Raw genomic sequence first — 17698 nt, 5'->3', positions numbered from 1 at the left:
CCCCGGGCTTCCTGGAGCCCCCCGGACCCCGGATCACCCGTGAGTCCCCCCACGCCGGGCGCCTTTCCGTTCCCCGCCCAGAACGTGCCCGTCCGCATTTCCCGTCGACACCGCACAGGAGCAGCCACACCGTGATCGCAACCGCCATTCGTCTGGCCCGTGTGGAGACCGGCGGCGAACTCGCCGCCGCGCTGCTGATGCTGCTCAGCTATCCCTGCCTGGTGCTGGCGGCGCTGCTGCCCAACCTGTGGTTCTTCGCGGTGGCCGGCGTCGTCAGCTACGTCACCGACTGGTTCCTCCACCAGCGGCGCGCCTACCTGATCAACCGGCTCAGCAAGGCCCGCGCGGGCCTGTCGCTGCGGTTCCTGCTGCGCGAGCTGACCGTGGTGCTGCTCATGGCGCAGCTGAACCTGGCCAACGGCCGGGCCTTCTCCGCCGCGATCGTCTGCTTCCTCGTCTTCTACGGCATGCAGGCCCCGCACTCCGCGCTGGTCACCCTCATCCGCAACCGCCGCAAGCTGCCCTTCGGCACCCGCAACATCGACCTGTCGGGGCTGCGGATCACCGACGCGCCGCCGTCGCTGCTGACCAGCCGCGCCGCCGAGAAGATGCTCCACCTGGACGTCCTCGCCGTCATCGGCTTCATCGCCTACGCCAAGGGCGCCGCCACCGGCTACGCCTACACCGGCGCGGCGCTGACCCTGCTCCTCGGGATCGCCTACACGCTGGCGCTGGCCCCGTACATGGCCCGCAAGCGGCTGCCGGCCCGCACCGACGCGGCGCTCGCCTTCATGGACACCTGGCTGCGCTCCTACCGGCCGACCACCGTGCTGTACTTCTCCGGCTCCGCGGACTCCGCCTACCAGGTGAACATGTGGCTGGACACCATGGCGCGGCTGGAGGGCGAGCGGCCGCTGGTGATCCTGCGCGAGCGCGCCATACTGCTGCAGCTCGCCGACACCTCCGTGCCGGTGCTGTGCGTGCCGGGCGCGGTGCACCTGATGAACATGGACCTGTCCACCGTGCGGGTCGCCCTCTACCCGGCCAACGTCGGCAAGAACATCCACATGCTGCGGGTGCCGACCATCAAGCACGTCTTCGTCGGCCACGGCGACAGCGACAAGGTGGCCAGCGTCAACCCGTTCAGCAAGGCGTACGACGAGGTGTGGTCGGCGGGCAAGGCCGGCCGCGACCGGTACGAGCTGGCCGACGTCGGCGTGCGCGACGAGGACATCGTCGAGGTGGGCCGCCCGCAGCTGGCCGGTATCGCCCCCTGGGACGGCTCCGCCGCCACCGGCACGCCGACCATCCTGTACGCGCCCACCTGGGAGGGCTGGACCGACGACCCGGGCAACACCTCGCTGATCCTGGCCGGCCAGAACATCGTCCGCGGCCTGGTCGACGGCCCCGTCCCGGTGCGGGTGCTGTACAAGCCGCACCCCTTCACCGGCACCGTCGACGCCAGGGCCAAGCGCGCCCACGAGAAGGTCGTGGCGATCCTCACCAAGGCCAACGCCCAGCGCGCCGCCGACCCGGCCTGGGCCGCGCGGATCGCCGAGGGCGCCGCCGGACAGGCCGCCGCCAGGACCGAGCTGGCCCGGGTGCAGACCGCGCTGGACGCCCTGGTCGCCGAGGCCGCCTCCACCGAGGGCGACATGGCCGTGATGTCGCGCGAGGCGATGACCGACCCCGGGCTCGCCGCCCGGCTGGCGGAGCTGCGCGCCGAGTGGAACGCCGCCTACTGGCGCTCGCTCAGCCCGTGGGAGCACAAGGTCGTCACCGGCCCGATGCCGCACCTGTACGACTGCTTCAACGAGTCCGACGCGATGGTCTCCGACATCTCCAGCGTGGTCTCCGACTTCGTGGCGACCGGCAAGCCGTACGCCATCACCGACTCGGCGCAGCTCGGCGAGGAGGAGTTCAAGCGGCAGAACACCGCCGCCCGGGCCGCGCTGGTCCTGGACAACCAGGCCACCCGGGTGGGTGAACTGGTGCGGGCGGTCGTCGACCCGTCCGGCGACCCGCTGACCACGGCCCGCCGGGAGATCAAGCAGTACCTGCTCGGCCCGGACACGCCCCCCTCCATCACGCGCTTCACCCAGGCCGTGCGCGACCTCGCGGGGAAGGCCGAGGTCCGCCTCGTCCAGCAGGCCGCGATGGGCCAGACGGGTGAAACCGGACCGGTTCCCGGGACAACCGCGGAGGCCCGCAGTGAACTGGGGGCTGCCGCCGCGGAGGGCGTCCCCGCGGACGAGCTGGCGGCAGATGTACGGGAGGGCAACTCCAGGTGACGCTTGGGTATGCTCGCTGCGGGGGACACCGGGCGCGCCCTGCACGGTCGCGCCGTACCCAGGTCCTCTCTGACACCTGATGTCGTCCGCCCGTACGGGTGGGGCGGGCGTTGGGAGCGCCGGACACCGCCCGCCAGACAGGGCCTAGCCCGTATCCACCCGAAACACAGCCAGCATGGGACTCGTAACGTGAAAGCACTGGTGCTCTCCGGGGGAGCCGGCACGCGGCTCCGCCCGATCACGCACACCTCCGCCAAACAGCTCGTTCCGGTAGCCAACAAGCCCGTGCTCTTCTACGGGCTGGAGGCCATCGCGGAGGCCGGGATCACCGAGGTCGGCATCATCGTCGGCGACACCGCCGCGGAGATCCGGGATGCGGTCGGCGACGGCTCCGCGCTCGGCATCGACGTCACCTACATCCCGCAGGAGGCGCCGCTCGGGCTGGCGCACGCGGTGCTGATCGCCCGCGACTTCCTCGGGGACGACGACTTCGTCATGTACCTCGGCGACAACTTCATCGTCGGCGGCATCAGCGGCCTGGTCGAGGAGTTCCGCACCGAGCGGCCCGCCGCGCAGATCCTGCTCACCAAGGTGCCCAACCCGACCTCCTTCGGCGTCGCCGAGCTCGACGCCGAGGGCAGGGTGCGCAACCTGGAGGAGAAGCCGAAGCAGCCCAAGAGCGACCTCGCGCTGGTGGGCGTCTACCTCTTCACCCCGGCGGTGCACGAGGCGGTGCGCGCCATCAAGCCGTCCTGGCGCGGTGAGCTGGAGATCACCCACGCCATCCAGTGGCTGATCGACGAGGGGCGCGACGTGCGCTCCACCACGATCTCCGGCTACTGGAAGGACACCGGCAACGTCACCGACATGCTGGAGGTCAACCGGTCGGTGCTCGACACCCTGGAGCCGGAGATCCTCGGCCAGGTCGACGCCGAGAGCGAGATCATCGGCCGGGTGCGGATCGAGGCCGGCGCCAAGGTGACCGGCAGCCGGATCGTCGGCCCCGTCATCATCGGCGCCGACTCCGAGATCAACGACTCCTACGTCGGCCCCTACACCTCCGTCTCGGAGCACTGCCGGATCGCGGACACCGAGATCGAGTACTCGATAGTGCTGCGCGACTCCTCCCTGACCGGCGTGCGCCGCGTCGAGGCGTCCCTGATCGGGCGCAACGTCGAGGTGACCCCGGCCCCCCGCAACCCCGCCGCCCACCGTCTCGTCCTCGGTGACCACAGCAAGGTGCAGATCTCCTCATGACCGACCGCATACTGGTGACCGGCGGTGCCGGCTTCATCGGCTCCCACTACGTCCGCACGCTGCTCGGCCCGCAGGGCCCCGGCGACGTCCAGGTCACCGTGCTGGACAAGCTGACCTACGCCGGCAACCCGGCCAACCTCGACGAGGTCCGCTCGCACCCCGGGTTCGCCTTCGTCGAGGGCGACATCTGCGACGCCGACCTGGTCAACAAGCTGCTGGCCGAGCAGGACCAGGTGGTCCACTTCGCCGCCGAGTCGCACGTGGACCGCTCCATCCTGGGCGCGACCGAGTTCATCCGCACCAACGTCGCCGGCACCCAGACGCTGCTGGACGCGGCCCTGCGCACCGGGCTGAAGACGTTCGTGCACATCTCCACCGACGAGGTGTACGGCTCGATCGACGAGGGCTCCTGGCCGGAGGACCACCCGCTCCAGCCCAACTCGCCCTACTCCGCGGCCAAGGCGTCCAGCGACCTCATCGCGCTCGCCTACCACCGCACCCACGGGCTGGACGTGCGGGTGACCCGCTGCTCGAACAACTACGGGCACCACCACTTCCCGGAGAAGGTCATCCCGCTGTTCATCACCAACCTGCTGGACGGCAAGCACGTCCCGCTGTACGGCGACGGCGGCAACGTCCGGGACTGGCTGCACATCGACGACCACGTGCAGGGCATCGACCTGGTCCGCACGAAGGGCCGTCCCGGCGAGGTCTACAACATCGGCGGCGGCACCGAGCTCTCCAACAAGGAGCTCACCGGCATGCTGCTGGAGGCGTGCGGCGCCGGCTGGGACAGCGTCGACCACGTCCAGGACCGCAAGGGCCACGACCGCCGCTACTCGGTGGACTGCACCAAGATCCGCACCGAGCTGGGCTACGAGCCGCGCAAGGACTTCGCGACCGGCCTGGCCGAGACCGTCGCCTGGTACCGGGACAACCGGTCCTGGTGGGAGCCGCTGAAGGAGCGCGCCGCACTGTGAAGCCTCCCCACGCGACCTGGCTGGTGACCGGGGCCGGCGGCATGCTCGGCCAGGACCTGCTGGCCCGGATGCGCAGCGAGCCCGACACCGAGGTGGTGGGCCTGGGCAGCGCCGCCCTGGACATCACCGACCCGGCGGCGGTGGCCGCCGCGGTCGCCGAGTACCAGCCGGTGGTGGTCGTCAACTGCGCGGCCTGGACCGCCGTCGACAACGCCGAGACCCAGGAGGCCGACGCCGCCCGGGTCAACGGCGAGGGCCCCGGCAACCTGGCGCGGGCGTGCGCCGAGCACGGCGCGAAGCTGCTGCACGTCTCCACGGACTACGTCTTCCCCGGCGACGCCGACCGGCCGTACCCCGAGGACGCCCCGACCGGTCCGCGCGGCGCCTACGGCCGCACCAAGCTGGCCGGCGAGCAGGCCGTGCTCGCCACCCTGCCGGACGACGGCTATGTGGTGCGTACCGCGTGGCTCTACGGCGCGGGAGGGCGCAATTTCGCCCGCACCATGATCAGACTGGAAGGTGTGAAGGACACCCTCGACGTCGTCGACGACCAGCGCGGCCAACCCACCTGGACGGTCGACCTGGCCGACCGGCTGGTCCGGCTCGGCCACGCGGCTCTGCGCGGGGCCGGGGAGCGGACCGGGGAGAAGGCCGCGCCGGCCGGCGTCTACCACGGCACCAGCGGCGGCGAGGTGACCTGGTTCGGGTTCGCCCGGGAGATCTTCCGGCTGCTGGGCGCCGACCCCGAGCGGGTCCGGCCCACCACCACCGAGGCGCTGGGGCTGCCGGCGCCGCGCCCGGCCTACAGCGTGCTCGGCCACGACCGCTGGCAGCAGGCCGGCATCGAGCCCGTCCGCGACTGGCGGTCCGCGCTGGCCGAGGCCTTCCCCGCCCTGGTGGCAGCCGAGCGTGGCTGAGCCGCCGGCGGGGGCACGGCCAAGGGGGGTCGCGACCGCGCGCCGCGCGTTAGCGAACGCGACGGCCCTGCTGCCGCCGGGAACGGCGCTGGTCGGGGCCGGCACCGCGGTGCTGGGCCTGGCCAGCTACGTCCAACTGGCCGCCGCCGGGCGAAGCCTGACGGCGGCCCGGATGGCCGGCGTGTCGGTGCTGTGGACGCTGGTCTTCTCGGTCGGGCTCGGCCTCTTCTTCCCGGTCGAGCAGGAGGTCACCCGGCTGGTGGCCGCCCGCGTGGTGGCCGGGCAGGGCGTCGGCCCGGTGGTGCGCCGGGCCGCCGCCGCCTCGCTCACCCAACTGGCAGCGGTCTGCCTGCCGTTGGCGCTCCTCGCCAGGCCCCTCGCCGACCGGCTCTTCGACGGTGACACCGCGCTGGTCGGCGCGCTGTGCGGGGCGTTCGCCGCGCTGTCCGTCGCCCACGTCACCCGCGGGGTGCTGGCCGGCGCCGGCGCCTTCACCGCGTACGGCGCCCAACTCGCCCTCGACGGGCTGCTGCGGGTGGCCGGCTCACTCGCCCTGGCCGCCGCCGGGGTGCACCGGCCGCTGCCGTACGCCGCCCTCCTCACCCTGCCCACCCTCGTCTCGGTGGCCGTGACGCTGCCCCGGGTCCGGAGCGCCGCCCGCCGCCGCGGGTCCGGCGGGCCCGCCCTGCCGTGGCGCGAGCTGCGGGCCGGGCTGCTGGCCCTGGTGCCGGCCACCCTCCTCGCCCAACTCCTCGTCAACGTCTCCGTGATCAGCGTCAAGCTGCTCGCCCCGCAGGACACCGCCTTCGTCACGGCACTGCTGTCCGCGGTGGTGCTGGCCCGGGTGCCGCTCTTCGTCTTCGGCTCGCTCCAGGCGTCCCTGCTGAGCGGCCTGTCCACCGCCGCCGCCGCCGGCGACACCGCCGCCCACCGCCGGCTGCTGCTGCGCACCGCCGGACTGACCGCGCTGCTGGGCGGCACCGGGGGCCTGGCGGCCGTCGCCCTGGGGCCGTGGCTGGTGCCGAGGCTCTTCGGCTCGCCGGACGTGCTGCGCTGGACGGACTTCGCCTGGCTGTCGGCCGGCACCCTCTGCTACATGCTGGCCTCCGTGCTCGGCCAGGCGCTCCAGACCACCGGCGGCCACCGGCGCCAGCTGGGGGCGTGGACGGTGGGCACCGCCGGGCTGCTCGCGGTGACCCTGAGTCCGATTCCGATTCGTGACCGTGTCGAGGCGGCTTACGCCGCCGGTGCGGCGATCACCGCGGTCATGCTCTCCGTGCGGGTGACTTCGCGTATCCGGACGCAACCTCTGCGTCACTTCCGTCGTCAAGCCGGACGGACGGACACCGTCTCCGGCTCCGCCGCCGGTATCGCGGCGGGTCCTGTGACGGCTCTCGTGACGGAACCCGCGGCGGAACTCGCGGATGCCGTGACCGGTCCGGTGGCGGGTACGGCGGCTGACACGGCGTCGGGCACCGCGGCCGGCGCCGTGGCGGACACCGTGCCTGGTGCCATAGCCGTGGCGGACCGCTCCGAGGGTCCGAGAGAAGGCAACCGGTTGACCAGCTGACGAAAGGGCGCGCTGCCATGGGGGTCCCCGCCGCACCGCACCAGACCACCCGCAAGCGCGCCTTCGACGACGTGTGGCTCGTCGTCCCGGTCTACAACGAGGCAGCCGTCGTCGCCGACGTGGTCGCCGAGGCGCTCACCGCCTTCCCGCACGTGGTGTGCGTGGACGACGGCAGCCGCGACGGCTCCGCCGACCGGATCGCCGCCACCGGTGCCCACCTGCTGCGGCACCCCGTCAACCTCGGCCAGGGCGCGGCCCTGCAGACCGGGCTGCGCTACGCCCTCGCCCAGCCGGGCGCCGAACGCTTCGTCACCTTCGACGCCGACGGGCAGCACCGGGTCGAGGACGTGGTCGGCATGCTCGCCGTCGCGCACAGCCGCCGCGCGGACGTGGTGCTCGGCTCCCGCTTCCTCGACCCGGGCGGCCACAGCCAGGTGCCCTGGCGCAAACGGGTGGTGCTGCGCGCCGCGGCCGCGGTCAGCCCCACCGCCCGGCGGCTGCGGCTGTCCGACGCGCACAACGGACTGCGGCTGTTCAACCGGGCCGCCGCCTCCCGGCTGCACATCACCATGAACGGGATGGCGCACGCCTCGGAGATCACCGCGTTCCTGGCCCGGTCCGGACTGCGGGTGGCCGAGGCTCCGGTGTCGGTCCGCTACACCGACTACTCGCGCGCCAAGGGCCAGTCCCTGATCAACGGCGTCAACATCCTCTTCGACCTGTCGCTCAACCAACGGAAGGGTTGACGCGGTGCTCATCCAGATCGTCCTGCTCTCCGCGGTCGCCGTGCTGCTCGCGGTCTTCGCCCGGAACTGGAACACCACCAGGACGCGGGCGTGGAAGCGGATCGCCTTCCTCGCCTTCTGCGTGCTCAACGCGTACGCCGTGCTGCGGCCCGCCGACACCACCCGGGCCGCGCACCTGCTGGGTGTCGGCCGCGGCACTGACCTGGTGCTCTACCTGCTGGTGGTGACCGTCACCCTGCTCGCGCTCAACACCTACCTGCGCTTCCTGGCGGTGGAGCGGCGGCTGACCGAGCTGGCCCGCGACATGGCCCTGCGCACCGCCCACCGACCGCCGTCCGACCGCCCGCTGGCCGCTGTGGAAGGCGAACGCACCCCGTGACCGATCCCGCACCGTCCCCCGCCACCCCCGCCACCCCCGCCGCACCGACACCCGCGACACCCGCGACCCCTGCGAGCAGGCCCGCCAGGCCCGCGCGGCCCACCCGCGCCACCGGGCCCGGCAGGACCGTTTTCTCCACCGGCCCCTCGGCACTGCCGGTCCTGCCGCTCCTCCCGTACTTCGCGGCCGGCCCGACCAGTACCGGCCTCGCGTCCGGCGCCGCCCTTCCGACAGGCCCCGCGTCCGCGTCCCGGCCGGCCGGCCGTCCCCCTGCCGCCCGGGGCACGCTCGACGTGATGCTGCCGTACTACGGCGACCCCGGGCTGATGCGGCAGGCGGTGCGCAGCGTCCTCGCGCAGACCGACCCCGACTGGCGGCTCACCGTCGTGGACGACGGCACCGAGCCGGGGGTGCCCGAGTGGTTCGCCGGGCTCGGGGACCCGCGGGTGCGCTACCTGCGCAACCCGGCCAACCTCGGCGTCACCGGCAACTTCAACCGCTGCGTGGAGCTGGCCGAACACCCGTACACCGTGCTGATGGGCTGCGACGACCTGATGCGCCCCGGCTACGTCGCCGCGCTGCGGGCCGCCCGCGCCTCGCTGCCCGGGGCGGCGATGTACCAGCCGGGGGTGCGGGCCGTGGACGGCGACGGCCGGCCGGTGCGGACCGTCGTCGACACCGCCAAGCGACGGCTGTACTCGCAGGCGCCGGCCGGCTACCGGGCCCGGCTCGGCGGGGAGCGGCTGGCGGCGTCCCTGCTGCACGGCAACTGGCTCTACTTCCCGGCCATGTGCTGGCGCACCGACGTGCTCAAGGAGGTCGGGTTCCGGCCCGAGCTGTCGGTGGTCCAGGACCTGGCGCTGGTGGCCGAACTGCTGCTGCGCGGCGAGGAGCTGGTCACCGACCCCGCCGTCTGCTTCGACTACCGCCGCCACCCCGGCAGCGAGTCCAGCGCGCAGGCCGCGAGCGGAAGCCGGTTCGCCGAGACCCGCGGGCTGCTGGCGGAGCTGGCCGCCGACTTCGACGCGGCCGGCTGGCCGCGCGCCGCCCGCGCCGCCCGCAGCCACCTCTCCACCCGGCTGCACGCCCTGGCCATGGTGCCCGGCGCGCTGCGCGGCCGACGGCCGGACGACGCCCGGGAGCTGGCGGCGCACGCCCTGTCGCCGCTGCCCCGACCGGACCGAGGGACGGACACCAGATGAGCGGCGGCCCCGAACAGCGGCCTTTCCGCCCGGCCGGCCCCGGCGGTCCCACCCCGCCCGCCACCGGCCCCACCGAGCCGTCGGCGTCCCCCGCCCCGCCGAGCCTGCCGGACCCAGGCCCGAGCCTGGAGCCGGACCCGGGCGCGGGGCCGGCCCCGGCGCCGCCGCACGCCCCGCCCGAGCCCCGCACAGCCCGCCGTCCGGCGGCGGTCCGGGCGGCGGGCCGCGGTGGGGCGCCGGCCGCGGCCTCGGTCCGCTCCGGCTGCCGGCCGGCCCGCGCTCCTGGATCACCCCGCGCCGGCGGCTGCCGCTGGCCGTCTACGCCGCCTGCCAGCTGCTCCTCCTGGGCTGGTGGGCGGCCTTCCACCCGGGCCGGATCACCGGCGACAGCCTCACCTACCTGTACGAGGTCAGCACCTCCCACTGGCGGTCCGACCACTCCGTCCTCTACGACGCGCTGCTGTGGATCTCACTCCAGCTCACCGGCGGCATCGCGGCCCTCACCCTGGCGCAGACCGTCGCCATGGCCGCCGCGCTCGCCTACGTGTGCACGGCGCTGCGGGACCTGGGGGTGCGCGGGCGGTGGAGCGCGCCGGTCGCCGTGCTCGTCGCGGGCGCGCCGATGACCGGCTCGTTCACCGTCTTCGTGTGGAAGGACGTCGCCTATACCATCGCCGTCCTCGTGGCCTTCGGCGCCGTGGTGCAGCTCACCGCCCGTCGCCTGCGCGGCCGTCGGGACCGGCGCGACGCCTCCTTCGCCCGCCAGGTCACCGTGCTGGGCCTGGGCCTGCTGGGCGTCGGGCTCTTCCGCAACAACGGCTTCCCGGTGATCCTCGCCGCCGGGGTGCTGCTGGTGGTGCTGCTGCCCGGGATGCGGCGGTGGACGGCCACGGCCGCGGGGGCCGCGCTGGCGCTCTCCCTGCTGCTCAACAACCTGCTCTACCCCGCTCTCGGCGTGCAGCAGCCGCGCGCCGACGAGGTCTACGCGTTCAACTACGCCGACATCGGCGTCGCCTACGCCAGGCGCCCGGACACCTTCACCCCGGCCGACCTGAGGCTGATGGCCGGCGTCGCGCCGCTGGCGCACTGGCGCGGGCCCGGCGGCGACTGCCACGTGGCCGACTCGATCATGCACCAGCCGATGGACCGGGTGAAGGCCGGCCGGGAGAACGGGCAACTGCTCGCGCTGTGGTTCCGCGTCCTGCGCCGCACCCCCTCACTCATCGCGGACGCGCGGCTGTGCCGGGCCGACATCGCCTGGTCGTTCACCGGCCACACCGGGCTGTACGCCGCCTCCAACCACTCCACGCTGGCCAGTTGGGCCGGGTTCGGGGAGTCCTCGTACCGGCAGCTGCCGTTCGGCGGCTCGCTGCGCGACGACCCGCTGTCCACCAGGCTGAACCGGACGGCCACCACGGCGTACACGTGGACGCAGGCTCCGAAGCGGCAGCCGTTCCTGTGGCGCGGCGCCAACTGGACGTACGCGGGCTACCTCGTGGTGCTCCTGGTCGCGCTCCGGCGCCGCCGCTACGAGCTGCTGGCGCTGGCCGCGCTGCCCATCGGGCTCCAGCTGACGGTGATCGCCGCCAACCCGTCGCCGCTGTGGCGGTACATGGCGGCCTCGCTCTTCCTCGGCTTCCTCACCGTCCCGGTGCTGGCCCTGCTGGCGACTCCCGGCAGGACCGGCAGGACCGGCAGGACCAGCAGGAACAGCAGGACCGCGGACGGGGCCGGGGCCGGGAGCCCGGTCCGGGACTGACGGTCCGTCAGTGCCGGGGCGTCCTGGCCGCGGTGCGCCTGCGGCCCATGGCGATCGCGCCGCCGCCCACCAGCACCGCCGCGGCCCCGCCGGCCGTGAGCAGCACGTTCGTGCCCCACGGCGCGCCGGTGTCGGCGAGTTGGGCCTCGCCCCCGGACTGCGGCGAGGCCGCGTTCGTGGTCGGCGTGCTGCCCGGCGCCGAGGCAAGAATCCGGAACTCCGCCTGGTCGCCGTCGGTGTACCCGCACAGGCCGCCGCCGTTGTCCCAGTAGCCGTACACCTGCGCGCTGCCCTCGTCGGGCTGCGGGGCGGCCAGGGCCTCGACGCGCAGCGTCATCCGCTGCTCGGCGCCGGCCGCGACCTCGACAGCGGCGAACGGGACGTGGTTCTCCTCCCCGTGCGGCACCGCGACCCAGCGGTGCGTCCGCGGGTCGGCGTACTCGACGCGCAACCCGTCCGCGCCCGAGGGCGCGTTGAGCGCCCACGCCTGGAGCGAGGGGCTGACGTTCCTGATCACGTGGTCGCCGTGGTTGCGGGCGACGAGGGTGACGGTCTTCCAGGGGCCGCCGGCGGTGATGGTCGCGGGGAACGACAGGAACGACACGTCCAGGCTGTCGTCGTCCTTGCAGCCGGTGGGCGGGCCGGTCGGCGCGCTGCCCGGCGAACCGCTCGGCGCATCGGTCGGCGTTCCGGTCGGCGTGCCGGTGGACGACTCGGCCGGTGCGCCACCGGTCGGTCCGGAGGTCGCCGGCGCGGAGGTGTCGGTGTCGGTGCCGGTGTCGGTGCCGGCGGATCGCGTTGCCTCCGGCGACGCGCTCGCGGTGGCGGACGCGGTGGCCGACCCGGCGTCGGCGGGTGAGGCGGAGGCGGTGCCCGCGGCGAGCAGGACCAGCGGGACGGCGGCCGGCGCGAGGACGGCGGCCAGAACGGTGCGCGTTTTCACTTTTCCCCCAGAGATCGCGAGCCGACCGGAAACGGCCGCGGCTGACGAGTCAGGAAGGCAGCGACGCGGAACGCGTGGCGGTACCCGGACGTGGTCCGCGGGACACGGCAAAAGGTCGGCGTGGGAGCGACCCTAGCGCTCCGCACGCCGACCTGTCAGGCCCGGCCGGGAAATGCCGTACCCGCTGCGGCTACCTCGCGGACAACCTCCGTACCCGCTCCGGCTACCCGGCCGACGACTTCAGACGGTCCCGGTAGGCCAGGCACTGCTCCCAGGTGGGGAGCAGCCCCTGCTCGCGCGCCTCGGCGAGGGTCGGCGCCGCGGCGTCCTTCTCCGACAGCAGCGGCTCCACCCCGGCCGGCCACTCGATGCCGAGCTCCGGGTCGAGCGGGTTGATGCCGTGCTCGCGCTGCGGCGCGTACCCCTCGGAGCAGAGGTAGACGACGGTCGCGTCGTCGGTGAGCGCCATGAACGCGTGCCCCAGGCCCTCGGACAGGTAGACCGAGTGGTGCTGCTGGTCGTCCAGCCGCACACCCTCCCACTGGCCGAACGTCGGCGAGCCGACCCGGATGTCCACGATCACGTCCAGCACGGCGCCGCGCACACACTTGACGTACTTGGCCTGGCTGGGCGGCACGTCGGCGAAGTGCACCCCGCGCAGCGTGCCCCGGCGGGACACCGAGCAGTTGGCCTGGGCCAGGTTCAGGGGGTGGCCCACCGCCTTCTCGAAGCCGTCCACCGAGAACCACTCGTGGAAGGTGCCCCGGGCGTCCGGGAAGGTCTTCGGCTCGTGGACCCACGCGCCGTCGATGTCCAGTGGTCGCACCTCGTGTGCCGCCTTTCCGCTGTGAACAGGGTCGTACTGGTCGTACTGGTCGTGCTGTGTTGCTCTGTGTCGTGCTGTGCCGGGCCGGCCGGCCCGCGCTGCCTCCGCGCTGCGCCGTGCTGCTCCGTGCCGTGCCGCGCCGTACCGGGCTGGTCCGGGTCCTGCCGCTCCTACCGGGGCGGGCCGGAGGGGGACCCGGGAGCTATCACCGTGTCACGCTCCGGCGGACCTTGCGGCCCAGGCGCGCCAGCAGGGAGCGGCTCTGCGGGGCCGGCAGCGGCTTGGGCTTGGGCGCGGGCGGCGGGGTCTGCGCCTTGTGCGCCACCACCCGGAGTTCGCCGCCGGCGGAGGCGGGCTGCAGCGCGAACGGCAGCACGACCCAGCGCTTGCGGGACCCCTCCGGCAGGGCGTTGATCTCCAGCTTCCAGCCGACGGCCTCGTTCAGCCCCGACTCGGGCAGCTTCACGTCGAGCCGGCTGCCCTCGGGGTCGGGCAGCAGCGTGCCGGAGATCTCGATCGACTCGCCGGTGCCGTTCGCGGTCAGCCGCAGCCGGCACGGCGACTCCTCGGCGACCTCCAGCGGCAGCGGCGCGTTCAGCCGCCCGGCGGCCAGCGACACCCGCTCGGGCAGCGCCCTCCGCAGGCAGTCGACCAGCCGCGGGGTCGCTTGGTCGACGTCGAGCGACAGGTTGCCGTGCGGATCGGTCCAGTACGGCATGACGAGCCGGCCCTCGGCCAGCCGTCCGACCCGGGTGGACTCCACCGAGCTGTCCCGCAGCGAGCCGAGCCGGACCTCCTTGGTCCAGCCGGCCAGGCTGAGGCGCACCAGCACGTCCCAGATGCCCTCGGTCAGCGGCTTGCCGTTCTTCGCCGTCGCCGGGTCCACGCTCGCCGCGCCGCACAGCACGGCCCGGACCCGGGAGGTCTCGCCGGACTTGCCGGGCACCTCGACCCGCTCGCGGCGGAAGGTGATCGGCTGGAAGAACTCCGAGGCGCTGCTCCGCTCGCGCACCACCAGGTCCACCTTGGCGCTGTCGAGCCGCGCGGAGGTGTCCGCACCGGCCTCGGCGACCGCGGCCAGCCCCTGCGGGGTCAGCGGCAGGTCCAGCCGCTCGCCGCCGATGCCGCCCTCCTTGCGGGCGGTGAAGGTCAGCGGGACCCCGTCCACCTGGTACTCGGCGGTCAGCCCGATCTGGAGCGCGCCGTCCTCCCAGTGCAGGCTCTCCAGGGTGCCGACCGGCTTCATGCCCGCCTCCCACTCGGCGAGCTTCACCACGTCGTCGTAGCGGTCGGCCACGAGCAGCGCGTTGATGATCTGCTGGGTCGGCGCCAGGCCCCCGGCCACGCCGGGGCCGAAGCGCTCGGTGGCCACCCCGCGGATCTCCCGGAAGAGGTCGCGGCGGTTCTGCTCGGGCAGCCGCAGGAGCCGGTTGCCGCTGAGCCGGCCCACCATCTCGACCCGCAGCCAGCGCCGGAAGAGCTTGTCGCGCACCTGGCCGGGCTCGGTGTAGCGCTCGACGACGTCCAGCGCCTCGCGGAGGTTGCCGAAGTAGCCGACGGGGTCGATCTGCTGGAAGCCGGCGTTGTTCGCGTCGTCCCGCTTGACGTGGTAGTAGCACACGTAGTCGCTCAGGACGGAGATGCCCTTCGCCCGCAGGTACGCCTCGGAGATGAAGACGTGGTCCTCCAGGCGCCGCCGGCCCTCCGGGAAGCGCAGCCCGGTCCGGTCCAGGAACGCCTTGCTGACCATCTTGTGCGGGGTGAGGCTGTCGATCAGCGGGTCGGTCGCGACCGTGGCGTGCGGGCGGTTCTTGCGGAACAGCTCCAGCGGCACCGGGCGGCCCTTGCCGGCCATCTTGCCGATCACCAGCTCGGAGTCGTTGGCGACGGCGTACTCGTACATCCGCTCCAGCGCCTCGTCGCCCAGCCAGTCGTCGTTGTCGACGAACATGACGTACTCGCCCCTGGCGGCCGCGATGCCCACGTTCCGCGGCTTGCCGGGCCAGCCGGAGTTCTCCTGGTGGATGACGTGGATGTTGGAGTGCGCGGCGGCGACCGCGTCCAGGCGGGCGGGTGTGTCGTCGGTGGAGCCGTCGTCGACGAATATCGCCTCGTACTCGTCGTCCGGCAGGCTCTGCCGGATCATCGAGTCGATGCAGTCCTGTATGTAGGAACCAGGGTTGTAGACGGGTATGACGACACTGACCTTGATCGGCATTCGCTCGCGCCTCGTTGTTTCAACTAGGAGGTGGGGAGCGCGCCGGTACGCCGGGCGGACCGGTGTCCATGGCGACCCCATCAGGTGGGGTTCATCCTAACCAGCCGGGCTTCGTTTTCCGTGAGCCCTTGGCCAGCCGTAGGACACCTCCCGTTCGCCTGCCGCCCGGCGTCCGGCAACCCCGCAGGTCAGGCGGGACGGCCGGACACCGGACAGGCGCGCAGGTCAGGCGGGACGGCCGGACACCGGACAGGCGCGCAGGTCAGGCGGGAGGCGGGGCGGTCCGGGGGTCAGCCGGCCAGCCGCGCCGCCCACCGCCGCACCCGCTTGCGGGTGACCGGGCCCAGCCGCCGCAGGACCGGGCCGGCCACCAGCTTCACGGCCCGCACGCCGGCCACCCGGCGCCGCCGGGCCCGGGCCGCCCGCGCCGCCGCCGGGTCCACCGCGGGCGTCTCCTCGGACAGTGTCAGCCGCCCCCGTGCGTCCAGCAGGCCCGGTCCCAGCGGCAGCTCCGGACCCTTCTCGCCGTCCAGCAGCACGGCCAGCGCCACCGGTCCGGCGCCCAGGGCACTGCGCGCGGCCGTCGGCAGCCGCCGCAGCTGGAGGTGGGCGCGCTCCCCGGCCGCCACGAGGTCGGCGGGCACCTGGCACTCGGGCGCGTCCGGCCCGGTGCCGCGCACCACCAGCACGGCCTTCGACGGGCCGGTGTCCGGGCGGGTCACCACGGGGAGCTCCACCGCGAAGGCGTCCCGTGCCGGCACCCGCAGCGGCTGGTGCCCGGCGAGCGCGCCGCCGAGCTTCTTCGCCCGGCGCTCCACGTCCAGCGTCAGGTTTCCGTGCGGGTCCGTGAAATACGGCACAGTGGGCCTGGCCGCCCCGCCGATCAGCGCGGGCAGGCACGCGGCGTCGACCGCCGGCTCTCGGTCGGCGCCCAGCCGGGCCTTGCGGACCAGGCCCAGCCCGCGCACCGGGACCCACACGTCCCACATACCGCGGCCGAGGGCCCCGCGCCCCTTGACCTTCCCCGGGTCGAGGTACCCGGTGCCGCGCAGCACGACCTGGCAGGGCACCCCGCCGTCGGGCGCCTCCCGGCCGGGCACCTCCTCGACGTGGGCCTCGAACACGGCCGGGCACGTCCACTCCACCGCGGTCTCGCGGTTGCGCAGGCTCACCTCGGCCTTGAAGCCCTCCAGCCCGTCGGTGACGGGCACCTCGCCGAGCGGTACCTCGGCGGTCTCCTCGGCGGCGGCTTCCGGCTGCGGGGCGTCTCCGGCGGCGTCCTCGGTCGGGGCCTCCGGCTGCGGCGCGGCGTCCGCGGCGTCCTCGGCCGCCTTTTCGGCCGGGGCTTCAGCCGGGGCCTCCTCGGTGGTGGAATCCCCGGCGGGGGCCTCACCGGCGGGCGCCTCCGGCCGCGCCGCGTCCTCCTGTCGCGCCGTGTCCTGCGGCAGCGCGGTGACCTCCAGGCCGGCCGTCAGCTCCGGGCCGAGCAGGTAGCGCCCGTCCCGTCGGACCAGCACCACCGGCGAGCCGTCCTCGTTCCGCAGCCGCGCCGTGACGTCGACGGCGATCCGGCCGTCCTCCCACCGGAAGGCGTCCAGCCGGGCGTGCCCCTTGACGGACCCGGTGCGGCGGGCCAGCTCCACCAGGCCCTCGGCGTCGCCCCGGCGCAGCAGCACGGAGCGCGCCTGGAGCAGCGCGCCCAGGCCGTCGTGGACGCCGTCGCCCATGTACGCCTCGGCCAGCTCGCGGACGGCCGGGACCATCTCCGCCAGGTACTCCGGCGGGTACTTCAGGATCGCCGGGTCGCCGAGCCGGCCCAGCATCTCGACCCGGTAGAAGCGGCGCAGCAGCCCGTCGCGGAACTCGCCCGGCTCGGTGTTGGCCACCACCACGTCCAGGACCTCGCGCAGGTTGCCGTAGTAGCCCTGCGGGACGATCCGGGCCGAGCCGGCGTTCTTCCCGTCGTCGCGCTTGTTGTAGTAGTAGCAGGTGTACCCGCCGAGGATGGACACGCACGACGCGGCGAAGTAGGCCCGCATCATGTAGAGCTGGTCCTCCAGCCGGCGCTTGCCCTCCGGGTAGGCGATGCCGTGCTCGCGCAGGAACGCGGTGCGGAACATCTTGTGCGGGGTCAGGCTGTCCACCAGCGGCGCGTCGTGGATGGTGCAGCGCTGCCGGGTGGCGCGGAACACGCCGTGCGGCACGCCGCGGAAGTTGCTCGCCACCTTGCCGAGCACGACGTCGGAGCCGTTGCCGTGCCCCAGTTCGTACAGCCGGCGCAGCGCGTCGGGCGCCAGGTGGTCGTCCTGGTCGACGAAGTGCACGTACTCGCCGCGCGCCTCGGCCACGCCGATGTTGCGGGGCTTGCCCGGCCAGCCCGAGTTGGGGATGTGCACCGCCCGCACCTGCGGGTGTTCCGCGGCGAGCTTGTCCAGCATCCCGGGGGTGTCGTCGGTCGAACCGTCGTCGACGAAGAGCAGTTCGACCTCCTCCGCGGGGAGGGTCTGGCCGAGCAGCGAGGCGATACACGGCTCGATGTAGCGGCCCGGGTTGTACACGGGTACGACGACGCTGACTTTGACCGGCATGAGGGGTTCTTCCTCTTCCTTC

At 73.8% G+C, this 17698-nt stretch carries 13 protein-coding genes; 9 read left to right on the top strand and 4 right to left on the bottom strand.

Translation table 11 applies throughout. The features are described from left to right. The first annotated feature begins 131 nt into the window (after window positions 1-131). The 9 genes from BS72_RS05330 (at window position 132) to BS72_RS05290 (ending at window position 11101) form a co-directional block, all read left to right on the top strand. Window positions 132-2291: a hypothetical protein gene (locus BS72_RS05330; protein ID WP_037906807.1), complete on the top strand. Its 2160-nt coding sequence runs from the start codon at window positions 132-134 to the stop codon at window positions 2289-2291. A 189-nt stretch (window positions 2292-2480) separates the two neighbouring features. Then, window positions 2481-3548, top strand: a complete 1068-nt coding sequence (locus BS72_RS05325) for a glucose-1-phosphate thymidylyltransferase (RefSeq protein WP_037906805.1) — start codon at window positions 2481-2483, stop codon at window positions 3546-3548. Further along, window positions 3545-4528, top strand: a complete 984-nt coding sequence (gene rfbB, locus BS72_RS05320) for a dTDP-glucose 4,6-dehydratase (RefSeq protein WP_037906802.1) — start codon at window positions 3545-3547, stop codon at window positions 4526-4528. The genes BS72_RS05325 and rfbB overlap by 4 nt, the downstream gene beginning before the upstream one ends. Then, window positions 4525-5445, top strand: coding sequence for a dTDP-4-dehydrorhamnose reductase (gene rfbD, locus BS72_RS05315; RefSeq protein WP_037906800.1), 921 nt, complete (start codon window positions 4525-4527; stop codon window positions 5443-5445). The genes rfbB and rfbD overlap by 4 nt, the downstream gene beginning before the upstream one ends. Next, window positions 5438-7015, top strand: coding sequence for a lipopolysaccharide biosynthesis protein (locus tag BS72_RS05310; RefSeq protein ID WP_157856152.1), 1578 nt, complete (start codon window positions 5438-5440; stop codon window positions 7013-7015). The genes rfbD and BS72_RS05310 overlap by 8 nt, the downstream gene beginning before the upstream one ends. A 17-nt stretch (window positions 7016-7032) precedes the next feature. After that, entirely contained in the window at window positions 7033-7761 is a 729-nt protein-coding gene (locus BS72_RS05305; protein WP_051950689.1) for a glycosyltransferase family 2 protein, read from the top strand. 4 nt (window positions 7762-7765) lie between these two features. Beyond that, entirely contained in the window at window positions 7766-8140 is a 375-nt protein-coding gene (locus BS72_RS05300; RefSeq protein ID WP_037906798.1) for a DUF2304 domain-containing protein, read from the top strand. A gap of 296 nt (window positions 8141-8436) precedes the next feature. Then, a complete protein-coding gene (locus BS72_RS05295) occupies window positions 8437-9342 on the top strand; it encodes a glycosyltransferase family 2 protein (RefSeq protein ID WP_037907739.1) in 906 nt (301 codons plus the stop codon). A 262-nt stretch (window positions 9343-9604) separates the two neighbouring features. Then, complete coding sequence (locus tag BS72_RS05290; protein WP_322942127.1) at window positions 9605-11101, top strand: DUF6020 family protein; 1497 nt, start codon at window positions 9605-9607, stop codon at window positions 11099-11101. Window positions 11102-11108: 7 nt separating this feature from the next. On the opposite strand, the gene BS72_RS05285 is transcribed toward BS72_RS05290, so the two are convergent. The 4 genes from BS72_RS05285 to BS72_RS37755 form a co-directional block, all read right to left on the bottom strand. Continuing rightward, window positions 11109-12044: a hypothetical protein gene (locus tag BS72_RS05285; protein WP_037906792.1), complete on the bottom strand. Its 936-nt coding sequence runs from the start codon at window positions 12042-12044 to the stop codon at window positions 11109-11111. A 223-nt stretch (window positions 12045-12267) separates the two neighbouring features. Next, window positions 12268-12870 (bottom strand): dTDP-4-dehydrorhamnose 3,5-epimerase, encoded by a 603-nt coding sequence (gene rfbC / locus BS72_RS05280; protein WP_037906790.1) that lies wholly within the window; start codon window positions 12868-12870, stop codon window positions 12268-12270. Between the two features lie 205 nt (window positions 12871-13075). Continuing rightward, window positions 13076-15088 carry a glycosyltransferase family 2 protein gene (locus BS72_RS05275; RefSeq protein WP_037906789.1) on the bottom strand — a complete coding sequence of 671 codons (2013 nt, stop codon included), beginning with the start codon at window positions 15086-15088 and terminating at the stop codon, window positions 13076-13078. A 290-nt stretch (window positions 15089-15378) separates the two neighbouring features. Beyond that, window positions 15379-17676, bottom strand: a complete 2298-nt coding sequence (locus tag BS72_RS37755) for a glycosyltransferase family 2 protein (protein ID WP_037906787.1) — start codon at window positions 17674-17676, stop codon at window positions 15379-15381. Window positions 17677-17698: the final 22 nt, after the last annotated feature.

The organism is Actinacidiphila yeochonensis CN732 (assembly GCF_000745345.1).
In the GTDB taxonomy this organism is placed as follows: Bacteria; Actinomycetota; Actinomycetes; order Streptomycetales; family Streptomycetaceae; genus Actinacidiphila; species Actinacidiphila yeochonensis.
The sequence above is the reverse complement of the archived record's forward strand: the minus strand, read 5'-3'. Positions and strand labels throughout refer to the sequence as shown.